Annotated in this window: 14 protein-coding genes; 10 read left to right on the top strand and 4 right to left on the bottom strand. The window is 68.7% G+C overall.

What is annotated here, in order from left to right; all coding sequences use genetic code 11:
• Nucleotides 1-35: 35 nt before the first annotated feature.
• From FOZ70_RS11325 to FOZ70_RS11310, 4 genes are all read left to right on the top strand, one after another.
• Entirely contained in the window at nucleotides 36-1703 is a 1668-nt protein-coding gene (locus FOZ70_RS11325) for a hypothetical protein (RefSeq protein WP_219705902.1), read from the top strand.
• A 287-nt stretch (nucleotides 1704-1990) separates the two neighbouring features.
• Nucleotides 1991-2851 carry an isocitrate lyase/phosphoenolpyruvate mutase family protein gene (locus FOZ70_RS11320; RefSeq protein WP_219705901.1) on the top strand — a complete coding sequence of 287 codons (861 nt, stop codon included), beginning with the start codon at nucleotides 1991-1993 and terminating at the stop codon, nucleotides 2849-2851.
• Nucleotides 2852-3187: 336 nt separating this feature from the next.
• Nucleotides 3188-3454 (top strand): YodC family protein, encoded by a 267-nt coding sequence (locus FOZ70_RS11315; protein ID WP_048023317.1) that lies wholly within the window; start codon nucleotides 3188-3190, stop codon nucleotides 3452-3454.
• A 101-nt stretch (nucleotides 3455-3555) separates the two neighbouring features.
• Nucleotides 3556-4761, top strand: a complete 1206-nt coding sequence (locus tag FOZ70_RS11310; protein WP_219705900.1) for a cytochrome P450 — start codon at nucleotides 3556-3558, stop codon at nucleotides 4759-4761.
• A 15-nt stretch (nucleotides 4762-4776) separates the two neighbouring features.
• Here FOZ70_RS11310 and FOZ70_RS11305 read toward each other — a convergent pair whose 3' ends face one another.
• Together FOZ70_RS11305 and FOZ70_RS11300 are read right to left on the bottom strand one after the other, a co-directional pair.
• On the bottom strand, nucleotides 4777-5103 hold the full coding sequence (locus FOZ70_RS11305; protein WP_219705899.1) for a superinfection immunity protein: 327 nt from the start codon (nucleotides 5101-5103) through the stop codon (nucleotides 4777-4779).
• Nucleotides 5104-5204: 101 nt separating this feature from the next.
• A complete protein-coding gene (locus FOZ70_RS11300) occupies nucleotides 5205-5624 on the bottom strand; it encodes a rhodanese-like domain-containing protein (RefSeq protein WP_059619345.1) in 420 nt (139 codons plus the stop codon).
• Nucleotides 5625-5735: 111 nt separating this feature from the next.
• On the opposite strand from FOZ70_RS11300, the gene ftrA reads away from it, so the two are divergent.
• Together ftrA and FOZ70_RS11290 are read left to right on the top strand one after the other, a co-directional pair.
• On the top strand, nucleotides 5736-6710 hold the full coding sequence (ftrA, locus tag FOZ70_RS11295) for a transcriptional regulator FtrA (RefSeq protein WP_059488315.1): 975 nt from the start codon (nucleotides 5736-5738) through the stop codon (nucleotides 6708-6710).
• Between the two features lie 88 nt (nucleotides 6711-6798).
• On the top strand, nucleotides 6799-9225 hold the full coding sequence (locus FOZ70_RS11290; protein WP_219705898.1) for a DKNYY domain-containing protein: 2427 nt from the start codon (nucleotides 6799-6801) through the stop codon (nucleotides 9223-9225).
• Between the two features lie 202 nt (nucleotides 9226-9427).
• Here FOZ70_RS11290 and FOZ70_RS11285 read toward each other — a convergent pair whose 3' ends face one another.
• Nucleotides 9428-11767: an Orn/Lys/Arg decarboxylase N-terminal domain-containing protein gene (locus FOZ70_RS11285; RefSeq protein WP_021163782.1), complete on the bottom strand. Its 2340-nt coding sequence runs from the start codon at nucleotides 11765-11767 to the stop codon at nucleotides 9428-9430.
• Between the two features lies 1 nt (nucleotide 11768).
• Entirely contained in the window at nucleotides 11769-13301 is a 1533-nt protein-coding gene (gene adiC, locus FOZ70_RS11280; RefSeq protein ID WP_021163783.1) for an arginine/agmatine antiporter, read from the bottom strand.
• A gap of 433 nt (nucleotides 13302-13734) precedes the next feature.
• Between adiC and FOZ70_RS11275 the strand changes: the two genes are divergently transcribed.
• The 4 genes from FOZ70_RS11275 to FOZ70_RS11260 all read left to right on the top strand — a co-directional run bounded on the left by FOZ70_RS11275 (nucleotide 13735) and on the right by FOZ70_RS11260 (nucleotide 18104).
• Complete coding sequence (locus tag FOZ70_RS11275) at nucleotides 13735-14805, top strand: nitronate monooxygenase (RefSeq protein ID WP_192389662.1); 1071 nt, start codon at nucleotides 13735-13737, stop codon at nucleotides 14803-14805.
• An 80-nt stretch (nucleotides 14806-14885) separates the two neighbouring features.
• Nucleotides 14886-16340, top strand: coding sequence for a M20 family metallopeptidase (locus FOZ70_RS11270; protein ID WP_021163689.1), 1455 nt, complete (start codon nucleotides 14886-14888; stop codon nucleotides 16338-16340).
• Between the two features lie 40 nt (nucleotides 16341-16380).
• Nucleotides 16381-17490, top strand: coding sequence for a malate/lactate/ureidoglycolate dehydrogenase (locus tag FOZ70_RS11265; RefSeq protein ID WP_219705897.1), 1110 nt, complete (start codon nucleotides 16381-16383; stop codon nucleotides 17488-17490).
• Nucleotides 17487-18104, top strand: a complete 618-nt coding sequence (locus FOZ70_RS11260) for a TfoX/Sxy family protein (RefSeq protein ID WP_219705896.1) — start codon at nucleotides 17487-17489, stop codon at nucleotides 18102-18104. The genes FOZ70_RS11265 and FOZ70_RS11260 overlap by 4 nt, the downstream gene beginning before the upstream one ends.
• Nucleotides 18105-18238: the final 134 nt, after the last annotated feature.

Here is an 18238-nt window from a genome sequence, read left to right as displayed (position 1 = left end):
TGCGGACCTTCGGCCATGACTGCACGAGGATTCGCATGAAAAAGCTGCCTCCCGGGGCCAATCCCGATCATCTGAAAAAGCAGGCCAAGGCATTGTTGCGCCTGTACCGGCAGGGTGACGCCGACGCCGTCGCGCGTTTTGTCCGCTTTCTCCCCGCCGCCGCCAACCGCACGCACGACGAAGCGCTCGCGCTCGGGCTCCGGCTGCACGATGCGCAGTCGTGCATTGCGCGCGAGTACGGTTTCGCGTCATGGGCCGATCTCGGCGCGTTCGTCGAAACGCACGCGCTTGCCGGGCAGCAGCGGTCGGCGTTGATCCGGCGCTGGCTCGACCTGGCGTACGGGGCCGACGTGACGGGCGGTTTCGACGCGGCCCGGCCGCGTGTCGCCGCGCAACTGCTGCTCGACCGGCCCGATCTCGTGGCGAGCGATCCGACCGTCGCATGCGCGGCCGGCGACCTCGATGCCGTGAAGGCGGCGCTGGCCGCCGATCCCGGATGGATCGCGCGCGCCGGCGGCGTGCTGAAGCTGCCGCCGCTGGTTGCCGTCACGCATTCGCGGCTCGGGCAGATTCCCGGGTTCGCCGTCCGGCTGCGCGCCTGCGCGCGTCATCTGCTCGATGCCGGCGCCGATCCGAACCAGCGGATCGGCAACCGGTTTCCGCCGGCGTCGCTCGCGGCGCCCGACGAAGCGGGGCCGCTGTCGGCGCTGTACGGTGCCGCGGGCGTCAATCGCGATCCGGTTCTGACCGCGATGCTGCTGGAAGCCGGCGCCGACCCGAACGACGGCGAATCCCTCTATCACTCGGTCGAAAATCCGGCCTGTACGCGCCTGCTGCTCGAACACGGCGCGCGGGTGGGCGGGACGAATGCGTTGCGTCGCGCATTCGACATGCGCGAGGCGGACGCGCTCGAACTGCTGCTCGCGCATGGCGGCGACCCGAACGAGCCGCCCGGCGAGGGGCTGGCGCAGACCTGGGGCGCACCGTTGTTGCGGGCGATCGGCGTGCGCTGCTCGGCGCGCCACGTCGCCGCGCTGCTGGCGGCCGGCGCCGATCCCCGCGCGCGGACCCCGGCGGGCGTCAGTGCGTACCGGCTGGCGATGCAGACCGGGCTGTCCGAGGTCGCCGCGTTGTTGCGTGCGGCGGGCGCGGAAGAGACGCTCGACGCCGAGGACGCGTTCGTGGCGGCCTGCGCGCGCGCCGACGCCGACGATGCGCGACGCATCCAGGCACGGCATCCCGAACTGCCGGGCGCGCTGCCCGGCGAGCGGCTGCGGCTGCTGCCGGATGCCGTCGCGTGGGGCTCGGGCGACGCGGTGAAGGTCATGGTCGAACTGGGCTGGCCGATCGCGGCGCGGGGCGGCGACTGGGACGCGAGCGCGCTGAATCACGCGGTGTTTCGCGGCGATGCGGGCTTGCTGGCGTTCCTCCTCGAGCACGGCGCGAACTGGCGTGACAGGCACGGGTTCGACAGCGACGCGCTCGGTACATTGTCCTGGGCATCCGTCAACGAACCGGAGCATGTCGGCGCCGCCGACTGGGAGGCTTGCGCGCGGGTGCTGCTCGCGCACGGTGTGCCGCAGGCCGCGCGGGACCCGTCGAATCCGGACGGCGTACTGATCGACGGTCGCGCGATGCGTTTCTCCGAAGCCGTCACCGACGTGTTGCTCGGCATCGACGGCGGGCCATCGGCGGCAAGGTAAGTGGCTATCGGTCGGCAGCGGGCGGGCGGCGGTATAGGCCCGCTCGTTGCCGGTTGCTTGTTACCGGCTTACGGCAAGCGGCAAGCGGCAAGCGGCAAGCGGCAACCGGCAACCGGCAACCGGCAACCGGCTTACGGCAACCGGCTTACGGCTTACGGCTTACGGCTTACGGCGCGTAATCGGCGCATCGGTTTTTCCCTGTCACGCGACGACATTTCGGTGAACGCTGAAACGTCGCGTGCACGATCGGCGTAAGCTCGGCCGTCAACATCCTCCTGGAGCCCGCGATGACCCGTTCCGATCTTCAAGCCCGCCAAGCCGAAGCCTTCCGCGCACTGCATGCACGCGCCGGCGCCTTCATCATCCCGAACCCGTGGGACGCCGGTACCGCGCGCCTGCTTGCGATGGCCGGCTTCGAGGCGCTCGCGACCACGAGCGCCGGCTATGCCTTTTCGAAAGGGCGGCCCGACTATGCGATCGACCGCGGCGAGATGCTCGATCACATCGCCGAGATCGCCGCCGCGGGCGGCCTGCCCGTGAGCGCCGACCTCGAGAATGGCTTCGGCGATGCGCCAGACACGGTGGCCGAGACGATCCGGCTCGCGGCCGAGGCCGGCGCGGTCGGCGGATCGATCGAGGATGCGACGGGCCGCACCGACGCGCCGATCTATGCGCACGAAGCGGCGGTCGAGCGCATCGCGGCGGCCGTCGACGCGGCGCGTGCGCTGCCGTTTCCGTTCACGCTGACCGCGCGCTGCGAAAACTACCTGCACGGCCGCCACGACCTCGCCGACACGATCGCGCGGCTCGTCGCCTATCGCGACGCGGGCGCCGACGTGCTGTATGCGCCGGGCATCACCGATGCGGACGACATCGCGGCGGTGACGCGGGCGGTCGGCGCACCCGTGAACGTCGTGATGGGGCTGCAGGGCGGATTGCTGAGCGTCGACGCACTGGCGGCGCTCGGCGTGAAGCGCGTGAGTGTCGGCGGCGCACTGGCGCGGGCCGCGCTCGGCGCGTTCCTGCGTGCCGCGAAGGAGATGGCGCAGGACGGCACGTTTACGTTCACGCAAGCGGCCGTTCCCGGGCGCGATATCAACCGCTGGTTTGCGTCGCCGGATAATTCACCGGTTTTGTTCGATGAATGAGTGTAAATAAATCGTGGGATCGTTCCCAATCGAAAAGTTGATTGACAATAATCAATCGATTTCGCGTCGGAATTAAACGTCGGTGACGACGTAAAATACATCGTCTATTCTCCGCATTTCGCCCGTTCGACCGGGTCCGGCGCGCAAGCCGCGCCGGATCGGCGGCCGGGCACCCGCCGGGCGCGTCGATGGCGCGCATTGTTGCATTTTCCCGATCATGACATTTTTGAAAAGGGGAGTTGCCGGCAGGTTTTTTGATTGATAATCTGCGGCACGTTCGAATGAACAGCTGGTGAGCTGACGGGAATATCGATATATAAAAATGCTGAGAGAGCGATGACGATCCGAGAAAATCAACGCGTCAGGTTTCGCGTCGGCGATGTCGTGACGCTGAAGACGGGCGGGCCGCGCATGACCGTGACCTATGCCGGGCCGGTCGTATTCGACGACGGCGACTGGCTGATCTGCCAGTGGTTCGACGAACACGGCGAATTCCGGCAGGAAATGTTCCCTCACGACACCGTGGTGCCGGAGCCGCGCGCGATTTCGGCCGGCCGTGTCCGCATGCGCATGCAGTCGTATCGCTACCGGTCGGCGGCCTGACAATCACCTGACATCGCGATGCGGCCGCACGCGGCGCCCGCGCCGCGACATTTCACGCCGGCCTGAAACATGCGGCGGTGCACGCCGCCGATACTGTCTGCATGAACCCGACCGATCCCATCGCAGCGGTTACGCACCGCGATCCCTATCCCTACTATGCGGCGCTCGTCGACGGGCCGCCGCTCGCGTTCGACGCCACGCTCGGCCTGTGGGTCGCGAGCCGCGCGGCCGCCGTGACGGCCGTGCTCGGCCATCCGGCCTGCCGCGTACGCCCGCTGGACGCGCCCGTGCCGCCCGCGTTGCGCGGCACGACGGCCGGCGCGCTGTTCGGCGAGCTGGTGCGCATGAACGACGGCGCGTTGCGGCACGACGTGCCGAAGCAGGCGCTGCGCGCGGCGTTCGCGCCGATCGACACGGCTGCGCTGCGCGACCGTGCGATGCAGCTCGCCGCGCGGCGCCTGCCGCCGCCGGGCGATGCCGGCGCGCTGAACACGTGGTGCATGACGATGCCCGTCTGCGCGGTCGCCGATCTGCTGGGCTTCGACGAGACGCAGCTCGACGCGATCGCGGCAGAGGTGGTCGACTTCGTCGCGGCGCTGTCGCCGCTGTCCGATGCCGACGCGCTGGCCCGCGCGAGCGACGCCGCGCGACAGTTGCTCGACCGGATGACGGTGCGCGTCGCGCAGACGCGTGCACACGACGGCACGCTCGTCGCCGCCGTGCAGCAGGCGGCCCGTGCGGCGGGCTGGCAGTCAAGCGGCGCGCTGGTCGCGAACCTCGTCGGGCTGCTGTCGCAGACATGCGAGGCGACTGCCGCCTGGCTCGGCAATGTGCTGGTGGCGTGGAACGGGGGCGCGGAAGCGGACTTGGAAGCGGGTTTAGAAGCGGGCGCGGGCGCCGCGCGCGTCGTGCCGGACGATGCCGCGCTCGACGCGTTCGTTGCAGAAGTCGGGCGTTTCGATTCCCCGGTGCAGAACACGCGCCGCTTCGTCGCATCGCGCACGACGATCGAGGGCGTGACCGTCGAAGCCGGCGACGCGATCCTCGTCGTGCTCGCCGCGGCGAACCGCGACCCGGCCGTGCATCGCGATCCGCACCGGCTGATGCCCGGCCGCGCGGCCGGGCCGAATTTCGGCTTCGGCACGGGGCCGCATGGATGCCCGGGCGAGCGGATCGCACGGGCGGTGACAGCGGGGGCGTTCGGGGCGTGGCTGCGTGCGGGCGGCGGGCCGCGGCACGACGGGCTGGCGTGGCATTACCGCGCGTCGACCAACGTCAGGATGCCGAAGTTCGACGCGGCAGGGTGATCGGGAAAGAGGGACTTAACGGCAGCCTTGCTTTTCCGCCCATTGCTCCTGGGCGGCGACACGGCGCTGCACGCGCTCGACGAGACCGGTTGAAAAGGTCCGCATGCTGATGCCGCGACGCTTGGCGAGGATCGTCTGCACGACATCGGTGCGCGGGTTCGGCTGGCAGGCCCAGTACAGCGTCATCAGCCAGCCGATGCCGGTCCACCCGAACAGCGCGTTGAACATCGCGACCGTCAGCTTGTCGTGCCGGCCACGCCGGTCGGCAATGACCGCCGGCAGAAAATAGATCGCGATCGCGGCCACCGAACCGGCCACTTGAATCAGGACTGCGTTCTGCATGTTGCTGCTCCATCCGAACTGCAATGGAGCCGATTGTCGCGCTTTTTCCGTTCGCGTGCAGGCCGCGCGCAGACAATTGATTGTTGCGGTTTTAATGATGATCAGCCAGCTTCGGTGTCCGCCGGCTGCATTTCGTTGCTCAGCGCGAAACCTTCGTCACGCCAGCCCGCCACGCCGCCGATCATCAGCTTGACCGGCCGGCCCAGGCGTGCGAGCTGGATCGCCGCGCGCGCGGCGCCGTTGCAGTGCGGGCCCGCGCAGTAGACGACGAACAGCGTGCCGGCCGGATAGCCGGCGAGCTTGCTCTCGATGATCTTGCGGCGCGGCAGGTTGCGCGCGCCGGGCACGTGGCCGGCGGCGAACTGGTCGGGGCCGCGCACGTCGAGCAGTACGAAATCGGGCGCACCCGACGCGAGCGCGTCGTGCACGTCCCAGCAATCGGTCTCGAAGCGCAAGGACGCCTCGAAATGCGCGAGGGCGGCGGGGCTGTCGGCAGCGGGGACGTCGGTGACGTAGGACATGGTCAAGTTCTCCTGAAGGTTGCGCGGAACGCAGTGGAATGATGGGCAGTATCGCGGTTCGGCGACCGTCGCGGCAGTGGCGCGATCGACAAGTTCCGGTAACATCGCGCCATGCACAATCATCTCGTTGTCGCGCTCGCCTACGATCGCCTCTGCACCTTCGAATTCGGCTGCGTGGTCGAACTGTTCGCGCTCGAACGCCCCGAGCTCGGGGTCGACTGGTATCGCTTCGCGGTCTGCGCGAGCGAGCCGGGGCCCGTGCGCGCGGCGGGCGGCATCACGGTCGCCGCGCCGTATCGGCTCGCGACGCTCGATCGCGCCGATACCATCGTGATTCCCGGCTGGCGCGATCCGGACGAACCGCCGCCGGAGCCGTTGCTGAAGAAACTGCGGGCCGCGCATCGCCGTGGCGCGCGGCTTTGCTCGATCTGCTCGGGCGTGTTCGTGCTGGCCGCGGCCGGCGTGCTCGACGGCCTCACGGTGACGACCCACTGGCGCTATGCGGAGAAACTGCAGGCGCGTTATCCCGCGCTGCGCGTGAATCCCGATGCGCTTTACGTCGACGAAGGGCAGGTCGTCACGTCGGCCGGATCGGCGGCGGGGCTCGACATGCTGCTGCATCTCGTGCGCCGCGATCACGGCGGCGCGATCGCGAACCGGGTCGCGCAGCGCCTCGTGCTGCCGCCGCATCGTGACGGCGGCCAGGCGCAGTTCGTGCCGCGCCCGGTCGCGCCGGGCGGCACCGACCGGCTCGCGAAGCTGATCGACTGGATGCGCGCGCACGCGGCCGAGCCGCACACGCTCGCGTCGCTCGCCGCGCAGGCCGCGATGAGCACGCGCACGCTGCAGCGGCAGTTCGCGGACGCGACGGGGATGTCGCCGCTCGCATGGCTGATCCGCGAGCGCGTGAACGTGGCGAAGGACATGCTCGAAGCGCATCCCGCGCTGTCGCTCGCGCAGGTGGCGGCGCGTGCGGGGTTCGGGTCGGAGGAGTCGCTGCGGCGGCATTTCCGGCGCGTCGCGGCGACGAGCCCGGCCGCGTATCGGCGCGGGATGGATCGCGGCGTAAGATCGCAGGACGCTTGAGCGCCGCGCTGTTGCGCGGTGGCTTTCGTACCCGGCGGCGCACCGCCTGACCGGGGCATTCCGGACGAAAGCGCAACAAACCAACAACATGACACTCAGAGAGAACCTCGGATTCGGCTTCATGCGCGATGACGCGCACGTCTATTGCCACGATGGCCCGCTGCGGGACCGCGCCGGCAACCTCATCCAAGGCATCGCGATCGACAGCTTCCGGCCGTTGTCCCCGTATCTGGCGACGGACGGCGTGCGTGCCTATGCGTGCACTTTCACGTGGTTGCGCTTCACCGTGCTCGACGTCGACGCCGCGACGTTTCGCCTGCTGGACGAGTCGCATGCCGTCGACGCGAACCATGTCTATTTTCAGAACCGGAAACTTGCCGGCGCGTCGCCTGCGCGCTTTCGGCTGCTGAGCGAATCATGGGGGCATGACGACCGTTACCTGTATCACTACGGCAAGCGCATGCGCGGCGCGGATCCCGCGACGCTGCGTTGGGTCGGCGCGTATCTGGTCGACGCACAGCGCGTCTGGTACGGCGGGCGGGCAGTGGAAGGCGCCGATGCGGCGAGCTTTGTCAGCGCGGATGAAGTGGCGCAGGATCAGGCGACCGACCGCGCGCGTCCCTACCGTTACGGCCATGCGGATGATCCCGGCCCGCGCGAGCAATGGGAACGCAACTGGTCGCCGTTCTTCGCCGCGCGTCCCGAATTGCAGGGGTACTGGTGGCATGCGCTGATCGGGCAGGCCGCGGCGGACGTATCGACGCGGGAACTCGGCGGCGGATACCGGGTGATCGGCGATCAGGTGTACCTGCACGACCTGCCGCTGCTCGAACCGGACGCGGGGACGGTCCGATGGCTCGGCGATTCATTCATCGCGGACCGCTCGCGGCTCTATTCGTATTCGGAGTACCACAAGGGCTTTCTTCGCGGAGGGCCGCTTCCGGGCGATCCTGCGCAGTGGCGGCATCTTGGCGGGCCGTGGTATCAGGCCGGCGACCATTGCTATCGGCAGCAATGGCGCGGCCATGCGGAGGCCGCGAAGGTCGACGGCAAGACGTTCGAGATCCTGAACGATACCTATGCGAAGGATCGCAATGGCGTGCTGTGCATGCTGGTACGCAAGCGCGGCATCGATCCCGCACGAATCGAAGTCGTCGGCGACGACCATCTGCGGGAGGGCGGCCGGCTGTTCTATTTCGGCAAGGAAGTGAAGGCCAGGTTCGACGCCCCGACGGCCGAACCGGTCGGTCACGGCTTTCTGCGCGACGGGCAGGGGCGATTGCTGCACTACAACCAGCCGTATCGGCGCGGCGTCGACGGAGCGACGCTCACGTTCCTGTCCGAGTATTTCGCACGGGACCGCGCGCGTGCCTATGTCTATTGCAACGGCGCCGAACTCGTGCCGCTGCCCGGCGTCGATCCGGCCGCCTTTCATCTGGAGCAACCCGATATCGGCACGGACGGCAGTCGTCGCTACGTGTATCAGGCATGGCTGGCTGCGTGGCGCGCGCGTGACAGGTCACCGATGCCCGACTACGTACCGCCGGACTACGTGGCGCCCGAAGCGGAAGCACGGGCGGATGCCGGACCGGCGCCCGAATCGGTGTCGGCGAACGGGTTCCGGCAGGCGTCGCCCGCCGGGCCGGACGCCGCCCGCCGGGCGTGCGTGATCGAATGGGCGCGCGACGAGACGGGCGAACCGCGACTCGTCGTGGCCGGCGACGGGTTCTGCGACATCTGGGATCTGGCGCAGCGGCAAGTGGTCGCGTCGTTTGCGCTGCCTCGTCCGTTCGTGCCCGACGAGACGGAGGCGACGGCCATGGACCGACTGCGCAACGTGCCGGTGAGCGCGTCGGCCGATGCGTCGTTGTCGACGCTGATTGTCGCGTACTGGGACAACACGGCACTTTACCGGGTCGATGCCGCGAGCGGTGCAGCGGACGCGTGCTGGCGGGCGGACAGCCGTTATGACGATCTGGAACGGGTTCATCTGTCGCCCGACGCGCGCGAAGCGTGGGTGCGCATCCGCAACCGGCTCTATCGTGTGCCGCTCGCCGGCGACGGCACGCTCGACGTGCTCGATTACGATCTGGCCGACCAGCGTTTCCAGGATGCTCCGTTCGCGGTGAGCGCCAGCCGGCATCGCCGCGCATTCGCGCGGGACGCGGCGTTGACGGTGCGCACGGATGGCGCGACCGATTGCGACATACCCGGCGCGGACAACGGCTTTCCATGCGCGTTTTCGGACGACGGCACGCGCGTGCTGGCGCGCGACGCGAAATTCGTGTTGCGCGAATTCGGCGTCGACAGCGGCAAGCGCCTCGCGTTGCATCGTGGCGGCTGGTGCGAGCGCAAGTGGTTCAAGAGCCAGGCCGGCTGGATCGGCGGGCGCCCCGTGTTCGTCGGCCTGCCGGTGGGCGGGCAGGGCGAGGTCGACATCTGGGATGTGCTCGACAACCGGCTGCTGTTTCGCATCGAGGCCGCCGCACGCGTGCCCGAGCCGGACGCGGGCTGACACCGTCGCGACGCTGCGGCCGGTCGCGGGAAGAACGCCGGGAGATTCCGAAGCCGACGCGGGCAGCCGACGCGATCGCGCCGTGATACGGCGCATGCATCCTCCAACCCGACGACGACGACGGTGAAGCGCAGGCGGCCGGTGACCGGAGCAACCGGCCGCGTGTACTGAACGGCCGCGTGCCACCGCGGCCGGTGCAGGCTCAGCGCGAAATGGTGTCGCGCGCCTTCTGCTTGATGCACGCGATCCGGTACACGCCATCCTCGACTTCGACACCGTGCGTGTCGTGCGTGAAGCCCGGGAAGCGCAGGTCATACTGCTCGAGCGCCTTCAGGTAACCGAGCAGCGGGCCGTCGGCCGGCCCCGCGTTCTCGCCGGGCATCAGCAGCGGAATGCCGGGCGGATAGGGCACGACGCCCGTCGCGACGGTGCGGCCTTCCATCTCCGACAACTCCAGCATCTCGATGTCGTTGTGCACGAGATGCTCGAACGCCTCGGCCGGGCTGTAATCGGGCTTCGGCAGCGTCGAGAAGCCGCGCGACATCATCTCGGTCGTCTTCAGGTCGCTCATCGCGCTGAACATCAGGTCGCACAGGTCGCGCAGGCCGAGCTTGCCGTAGCGTTCCGGATAGCGCGCGACGAGTTCGGGCAACGCCTGTTCGAGCGGCGCGTTCGCGTCGTAGTCGCGCTTGAAATCGAGCAGCGTGTTGACGAGCGTGCCCCACTTGCCCTTCGTCACGCCGAGCGAGAACAGGAACAGGATCGTGAAGTCGGTCGTTTTCTCGACGACGATCCCGTGCCGGTCGAGATACGCGGTGACGACCGATGCCGGAATGCCGACCGGCATCAGCCCGCCGTGCGATGCGACGCCCGGCGTGACGATCGACACCTTGATCGGGTCGAGCATGCAGTAGTCGTCCTCGAGATCGCCGAAGCCGTGCCACGTGTCGCCGGGATGCAGTACCCAGCACGACGGGTCGGTGGCGAGCAGCGTCTCGTCCGCTTCGTGGAAGCGCACGCGGCGGCCCGTCTTGCGATCGACGACGTTGTCGGGCTGCCAGCCGTTGAAGAACCAGTCGTTGTTCTCCGCGCATTCCGCATGCAGGCGCGCAAGCATCTGGCGGAACGCGACGGCCTCGCGGATCGCGTCGGTCGTCAGCGCCTCGCCGCCGGGGCCGTCCATCATCGCGGCGCTCACGTCGTTCGACGCGATGATCGCGTAGTTCGGCGACGTCGACGCATGCATCATGTACGCCTCGTTGAAGCGCGCATGCTCGATCGGGTTGCGGCCGTCGCGGACGTGGATGAACGACGCCTGCGACAGCGCGGCGAGCAGCTTGTGCGTCGATTGCGTCGCGAACACCGTCGGCTTGCTCGCGTCGTGCTGCGACGGATCGCCGTGCATCGCGTGACGGTCGCGGTAGATCGGGTTGAAGCGCGCATAGCCGTACCACGCCTCGTCGAAGTGCAGTCGATCGACGCTCTGCCCGAGCAGTTCCTCGACGCGCGCGACGTTGTAGCAGAGGCCGTCGTATGTCGAGTTCGTGATCAGCGCATGCACGGGCGTCGGATCGATGCCGTCGCGGCCGCGCACGAGCGGGTTCGCGTCGATCGCGAGCCGCACCGCGGCGGCCGTCAGCCGCTCGGGCATGATCGGCCCGATGATCCCGTAATGGTTGCGCGACGGAATCAGGTAGGTCGGAATCGCGCCGGACATCGTCATCGCGTGCTCGGCCGACTTGTGGCAGTTGCGGTCGCACAGCGCGACCTGGTTGCGCGTGACGCTCGCCATCAGGATCACGCGGTTCGACATCGACGAGCCGTTCGTCACGTGATACGTGCGGTGCGCGCCGAACACGCGCGCCGCGTAGCGTTCGCTTTCGCCGATCGGGCCGGAGTGGTCGAGCAGCGAGCCGAGTTCGCCGACCGAGATCGACAGGTCCGAGCGGAACAGCGCCTCGCCGAAGAATTCGAAGTACGCGCGGCCGACCGGCGATTTCAGGAACGCGGTGCCGCCGGTGTGACCGGGCGTGTGCCACGAGTATTCGTACACGCGCGAGAATTTCGCGAGCGCGCGGAACATCGGCGGCAGCACGGTCTCGCGGTAGCGTTCGATCGCGGCGACGATCCGCCCGCCGATGAACGCGGTGGTGTCCTCCAGCATCCAGATGAAGTCGTCGGCCTTGCGCATCGCGTCGACGGGAATCGCGGATGCGCTCGCGCGGCTCGCGAGCAGGAACACGGGCACGGTCGCGTTGCGCGCGCGCATTGCGTCGAGCACGGCCTGCGCGGGTGCGTGGCCGGCGTCGTTGCCGAGTTCCCAGTTGAGCAGCAGGCACTGGATCGCCGGATCGGCGGCGACGACCGCGCAGGCGTCGTCGGCGGACGTCGCGATCACGACGTCGACGAGCCGGGTGCGCAGCTCCTCGGCAAGCGCCGTCGCGGCGCGCCCGGTGGCCGTGCGTTCGTCGATGTCGTGCTGCACGAGCAGCGCCTTCATGCCGAGGCGGCGGAAGGCCGGTTGGGTCAAGGATGCGGTCATGTCATTCCCCCGTTTGCTGGGTTGCCTGGACGCTCGCGGCAACGGCCGGCGAGCGCGCGTGAAGGGTGTCGGCCTGGTGACGGCCCACGGAAATCCAGAAGGTCGCGGCGAGCGCGGCGATGGTCACGCCGAGCGCGAGATAGCGCACCCAGCGCGGCGAGCGGCCGCCAGGATGGACATGGGTTTCCTCGATCTCGCGCTGGCGGTTGATCGACAGCTCGTAGAAGACGATCGTCGCGACGACGAAGATCAGCGACCAGCGCGTCTGCTGGCCGTCGGAGCCGACCATCGCCCACAGCGCGTAGACGGCGCCGATCAGGCCGACGATCGTGTAGAACGTGAACTGGTGCGACGGCATCTTGCCGTAGCCGAGCACCTTGATCGCGATGCACGAATAGATGTACGGCAGCAGCGTCATGATCACGGCGATCGACGCGATCTTGCCGAACTGCTCGCTGGCGCTCGGCGACATCGTCGCGAGCACCTGCACCGACATGATCAGCGCGACGATCGCGAGGCCGGCCGACGGCACGTTCTTCGAGTTGACGCGCGCGAACACGCTGGCGAACAGGCCGTCGTCGGCCGCCGCCTTCGCGGTCTGGCCGACCAGCAGCGTCCACCCCGCGAGCGAGCCGAGGCAGCCGAGCGCCGCGCACAGCGCGACCGCGTTCGCGGCCGTATTGCCGAGCGCGAGGCGCGCGGCATCCGCGAACGGCGCGCTCGACGCGAGCAGCGCCTTGTTCGGGATCATCCCCATGATCACGGTCGAGCTGAGCACGTAGCAGACGGCCGCGAGCACCACGCCGCCGACGGTCGCGATCGGCACGTTGCGCGACGGATTCTCGACGACGCCGGCCGATACCGATGCGCTTTCCACGCCGATGAACGCCCACAGCGTGAAGTTCAGCGTCGCGCCGATCGCGCTGAAGCTGTTGGTGCCCGACACGTTCCAGCCGGCGAAATACACGTCCTTGCTGAACCAGAACCAGCCGAACACGGCCATCCCGAGGATCGGCACGAGCGCGAAGACCGTCGTGACCGACTGCACGCGGCCGACGACGTTCGGCCCGAGGATGTTCGCGTACGTGAACAGCCAGATCACGAAGATCTGCGCGAGCGCGAACACGAGCGGGTCCTTCAGTACCGGGAAGAAATGCGTGAGGTAGCCGAGGCCGGCGACCGCGAGGCCGACGTTGCCGAGCACGTTCGCGAGCCAGTAGATCAGGTTGGTCTGGTAGCCCATGTACGGGCCGAACGACTTGCGCGCATACGCGTACGGGCCGCCGGCGGCCGGGTCGATCGCGGCGAGCTTCGCGAACACGAGCGCGAGCGACACGGCGCCGACGACGGTGATCAGCCAGCCGAAGATCGCGATGCCGCCGGTCGCGGCGAGGTTCGCGGGCAGCATGAAGACGCCGGAGCCCATCATGTTGCCCGCGACCATCAGCGTGGCGGGAATGACGCCGATTTTCGGCGCGGAAGCCGCGGCCGGCGTGGCGGCGGCGCGGGAGGAGGACGAGCTGGCATCGGACATGCGACGCTCCTTGAGAAGACGTGTTTCGGTTGAGGTGACGCGGTGTGGCGCCGGTCGACGATTCCGGTGCGGTTCGTCGTTTTAATTGACGCGTTCATGTTATCGCTCGGGGTGATTATTAATAAGGGTAAACGCCGGCATTTAATAACTTGAATATTGATGAATGTCATTGAAGCCGGTGAAACGGTGTTTGAGTTCCGGGTTGGGCGGCCCGGGCCGCAAGGCTGGAGGGCATTTTTGCCGTCTCGATCGGGGCAAGCGAGATTGCGCTGCCGAAGCTTCGATGAATAATCGTTTTTTACGAACTGGTTAAATCATTTCTCGATCAAAATGGCACCGTAATCGGGGTTTGTCTTTGTCGGTTATTATCGGGCGCATTAAATGCGCACCGCCGGCGCGCGCGACCACCGCTGCTTCCCCGAGGATGATTCCGATGACGACGCTGCCTTCCCGTTTGCCGCTGATCCAGGCCCCGATGGTCGGTTCGCTGAGCCCGCTCGCGATCGCCGTGTGCGAAGCCGGCGGGCTCGGCTCGCTCGCCTGTGCGGCACTGGGCCCGCAGCAATTGCGCGACGAGATCGCGGCGATCCGGGCGCGCACGAGCGCACCGTTCAACGTGAACTTCTTCTGCCATACGCCGCCGGCGCCCGATGCCGCAGTCGACGCGCGCTGGCGCGCGGCGCTCGCGGGCTACTACGCGGAAGCCGGGCTCGATCCGGCCGACGTGAAGGGCGGCCCCGGACGCGCGCCGTTCGACGATGCGATGTGCGCGGTCGTCGAGGAGTTGCGGCCGGCCGTCGTGAGCTTTCACTTCGGGCTCCCGGACGATCCGCTGCTCGATCGCGTGCGGCGCACGGGCGCGCAGGTCGTCTCGTCCGCGACGACCGTCGAGGAAGCGCGCTGGCTGGATGCGCGCGGCGTCGACGCGATCGTCGCGCAGGGCGCGGAGGCCGGCGGCCATCGCGGCATGTTCCTGACCGACGACATCCACGCGCAGCCGGGCCTGTTCGCGTTGCTGCCGCAGATCGTCGACGCGGTGCGCGCGCCGGTGATTGCCGCCGGCGCGATCGCCGACGGGCGCGGCATCGCGGCCGCGTTCGCGCTCGGCGCGCGCGCAGTGCAGATCGGCACCGCTTACCTGCTGACGCCGCAGGCCGGCCGCTCGGCGCAGCATCGCGCGGCGGTGCGCGCCGCGCGCGACGACGGCACGCGCCTGACCAACCTGTACACGGGCCGCCCCGCGCGCGGGCTGCTGACGCGTTTCATGCGCGAACAGGGGCCGATGAGCGCGCTCGCGCCGGCGTTTCCGCTCGCGACGGCCATGGTCGATCCGCTGCGCGGCGCGTTCGAGCGGCAGGGCCGCGACGACTTCTCGGTGCTGTGGTCAGGCGAGGCCGCGGCGCTCGCGCGTGAAGAGGACGCGGGCGAGCTGACGCAGCGCCTGTGGCGCGATGCGCTCGCATGTGCGGCGGGGCTGCGCGACGCGTTTCCGCAGGCGCGCTGAGCGACCGGGAAGGGGGCGCCGGCGCGGGAGCATCGGCGTATCATCTGGGTTTTCGTCAGCCCGATCCAGGCACCCCCACCATGACCTCCGTCGACACTACCCCCGTCCTCGACCATGACAAGCTCGTTACCTTCATCGAGCGCAAGTGGAACGATGAAATCCTCCACGCACTGACCGACTACATCGCGATCCCCGCGAAGAGCCCGGCGTTCGACCCCGACTGGGCGAAGCGCGGTTATCTCGAGCGCGTCGTCACCGATGCCGCGCAGTGGGCCGAGAAGCAGCCCGTGAAGGGCCTGAAGCTCGAGATCGTGCGCCTGCCGGGCCGCACGCCGGTGATCTTCTTCGAATCGCCCGCCACGCGCTCGGGCAGCACCGACACGATCCTGCTGTACGGCCACCTCGACAAGCAGCCCGAGTTCGACGGCTGGCGCGCGGACCTCGGCCCGTGGACGCCGAAGTACGAGAACGGCAAGCTGTACGGCCGAGGCGGCGCGGACGACGGTTATGCGATCTACGCGAGCCTCGCCGCGCTCGGCGCGCTCGACGAGCAGGGCATCGAGCGGCCGCGTTGCGTCGGCCTGATCGAGACCTGCGAGGAGTCGGGCAGCTACGACCTGCTGCCGTACGTCGACGCGCTGCGCGACCGGCTCGGCCAGGTGTCGCTCGTCGTGTGCCTCGATTCGGGCGCCGGCAACTATGACCAGATGTGGCTCACCACGTCGCTGCGCGGGCTGGTGTCCGGCGACCTGCAGGTCGAGGTGCTCGAGGAAGGCGTGCATTCGGGCGTGTTCGGCGGCATCGCGCCGTCGAGTTTCCGCGTGATGCGCCAGCTGTTCGAGCGCCTCGAAGATGCGAAGAACGGCAACCTGCTGCCGGGCGTGTTCCATTGCGAGATTCCCGACAGCCGCGTGCGCGAAGCCGACGCAGCCGCCGCGATTCTCGGCGACGCCGTGTGGAAGGGGCTGCCGTGGGCCTGCGGCGCGGACGGCAAGCCGGTGCTGCCGACCACGACCGATCCGCGCGAGGCGCTGCTGAATTCGACGTGGCGCCCGTCGCTGTCGGTGACCGGCGCGGCCGGCATGCCGGCGCTCGCGGATGCGGGCAACGTGCTGCGTCCGCGCACCGCGTTCAAGCTGTCGCTGCGCCTGCCGCCGCTCGTCGACGCCGCGCAGGCCGTGCAGCAACTGAAAGAACTGCTCGAACTCGACCCGCCGTATAACGCGAAGGTCACGTTCAAGCCGGACGCGGGTGCCGCGACGGGCTGGAGCGCTCCGGATCTCGCGCCGTGGCTCGCGTCGTCGCTCGATGCCGCGTCGCGCCGCCACTTCGGCGCCGATTGCGCGTACATGGGCCTCGGCGGCACGATCCCGCTGATGAACGTGCTGCAGGAAGGTTTCCCGTCCGCCCAGTTCATGGTGTGCGGCGTGCTCGGGCCGAAGTCGAACGCACACGGCCCGAACGAGTTCCTGCACGTGCCGTATGCGAAGAAGCTGACGGCGGCGGTCGCGGACGTGATCGCGACCGCGCGCTGAGCGCCACGACTGCCCGACCCGACCTGACGGAACCTTGCCGATGACCGCGTTGCCGACGCCCGATACCGAACCGCTGCGCATGCGCGCCGAACCGCTGCATGCATTCGTCGCGGCACTCTGGGAACGGGCCGGCAGCAACGAGCGAGAGGCACGGCTCGTCGCCGATCACCTGGTCGGCGCGAATCTCGCGGGCCACGATTCGCACGGGATCGGGATGATCCCGAACTACGTCGCGTCGTGGCGGGAAGGGCAGTTGCAGCTGAACGGGCACGCGTCGATCGTCCGCGACGGCGGCGCGGTGCTGACGATCGACGGCGGGCGCGGCTTCGGCCAGGTGATCGCGTTCGAGGCGATGGTCGAAGGGATCGAGCGTGCGCGGCGCATGGGCATCTGCGCGATCGGGCTGCGCGACGTGCATCATCTCGGCCGCATCGGGCACTGGGCCGAGCAGTGCGCGCGCGCGGGGCTCGTGTCGTTCCATTTCGTCAACGTGCCGGGCGACCTGCTGGTCGCGCCGCTGCACGGCACCGATCCGCGCTTCGGCACGAACCCGTTCTGCGCCGCGTATCCGCGTGCGGGCAGGCCGCCGCTGCTGCTCGATTTCGCGACGAGTGCGATCGCGTACGGCAAGACGCGCGTCGCGTACAACCAGGGCAAGCGCGTGCCGGCCGGGTCGCTGATCGACCATCGCGGCCAGCCGACCGACGATCCGGCCGTGATGCACGAGCAGCCGTTCGGCGCGCTGCTGCCGTTCGGGCTGCACAAGGGGTACGCGCTGGCGGCGATGTGCGAGATTTTCGGCGGTGCGCTCGTCGGCGGGCATACGACCTACGGCGACACGCTGCAGAAGACGAGCGCGATCGTCAACGGGATGCTGTCGGTGCTGATCGACCCGAAGGCATTCGATGCGGCCGATGCGGAGCGTGAAGCCGATGCGTTCGTCGCATGGGCCAAGGCGTCGCCGCAGGCCGGTGACGCACCGGTACAGGTGCCCGGCGAGCCCGAAGAAGCGAGCCGCTCGGCGCGCGGGGCCGGCGGCATTCCGGTCGACCGCGCGACGTGGCGGCAGATTCGCGAAAGCGCGGCGGCGGTCGGCTTCGACGACGCGGCGCTCGACGCGTGGACGCAGCGTTGTACGGAGCGAGTATGAGCTGGCAGTCGGAGAAGGCACACGGCGAGGAGATCGCGTATCAGCTCGCGCCGCTCGGCAAGGTCGAGGTCGCGCGGTTCTTCAGCGGGGCGGCGATGCGGCTCGATGGCGTGATGTTCGGCTTCATGTCGCGCGGGTCGCTGTTCCTGCGTGTCGACGACGTGAACCGTCCGGCGTTCGTCGCGGCGGGGATGGGGCCGTTCTCGTATGCGAGGCCCACGCGTACCGTCTCGCTCGAGGGCTACTACGAAACACCGGCCGACGTGCTCGAGGATGCGGGTGCGCTGTTCGACTGGTGCCGCAGCGCATATCGCGCGGCGCTGCTGGCAGGGCCGCCGAAGCGGAAGACGAGGGCGGCGGCGAAGCCGGTGCCGGAGGCGGAACCGGTGGTGAAGCGGGTGGCGAAAGCGACGGCGAAGCCTGCGGAGAAGTCTGCGGCAAAGCCGGCAGTGAAGCGGGCAACGAAACCGGCGGCCAAGCCAGCGGCAAAGGCGGCAGCGAAACCGACGGCGAAACCGACAGCGAAACCGACAGCGAAACCGACAGCGAAACCGGCAGCAAAACCAGCAGCAAAACCAGCAACTAAACCACCGGCAAAGCGCAAGCAAACCTGATGCCGGTCGAGCGAAGCGACACTTTCGCGAATTTTCGCTTTCCTTTCTTTCGATCTCGAACGTGTCGGGTCGATTCGCGCGACGCGCGGCGCATGACAGGTGCCAGGCAATGCGCCCGCGCAGGTGCGTAAAGT

Source organism: Burkholderia sp. COPS (assembly GCF_019425585.1).
Lineage (GTDB): Bacteria > Pseudomonadota > Gammaproteobacteria > Burkholderiales > Burkholderiaceae > Burkholderia > Burkholderia cepacia.
The sequence above is the reverse complement of the archived record's forward strand: the minus strand, read 5'-3'. Positions and strand labels throughout refer to the sequence as shown.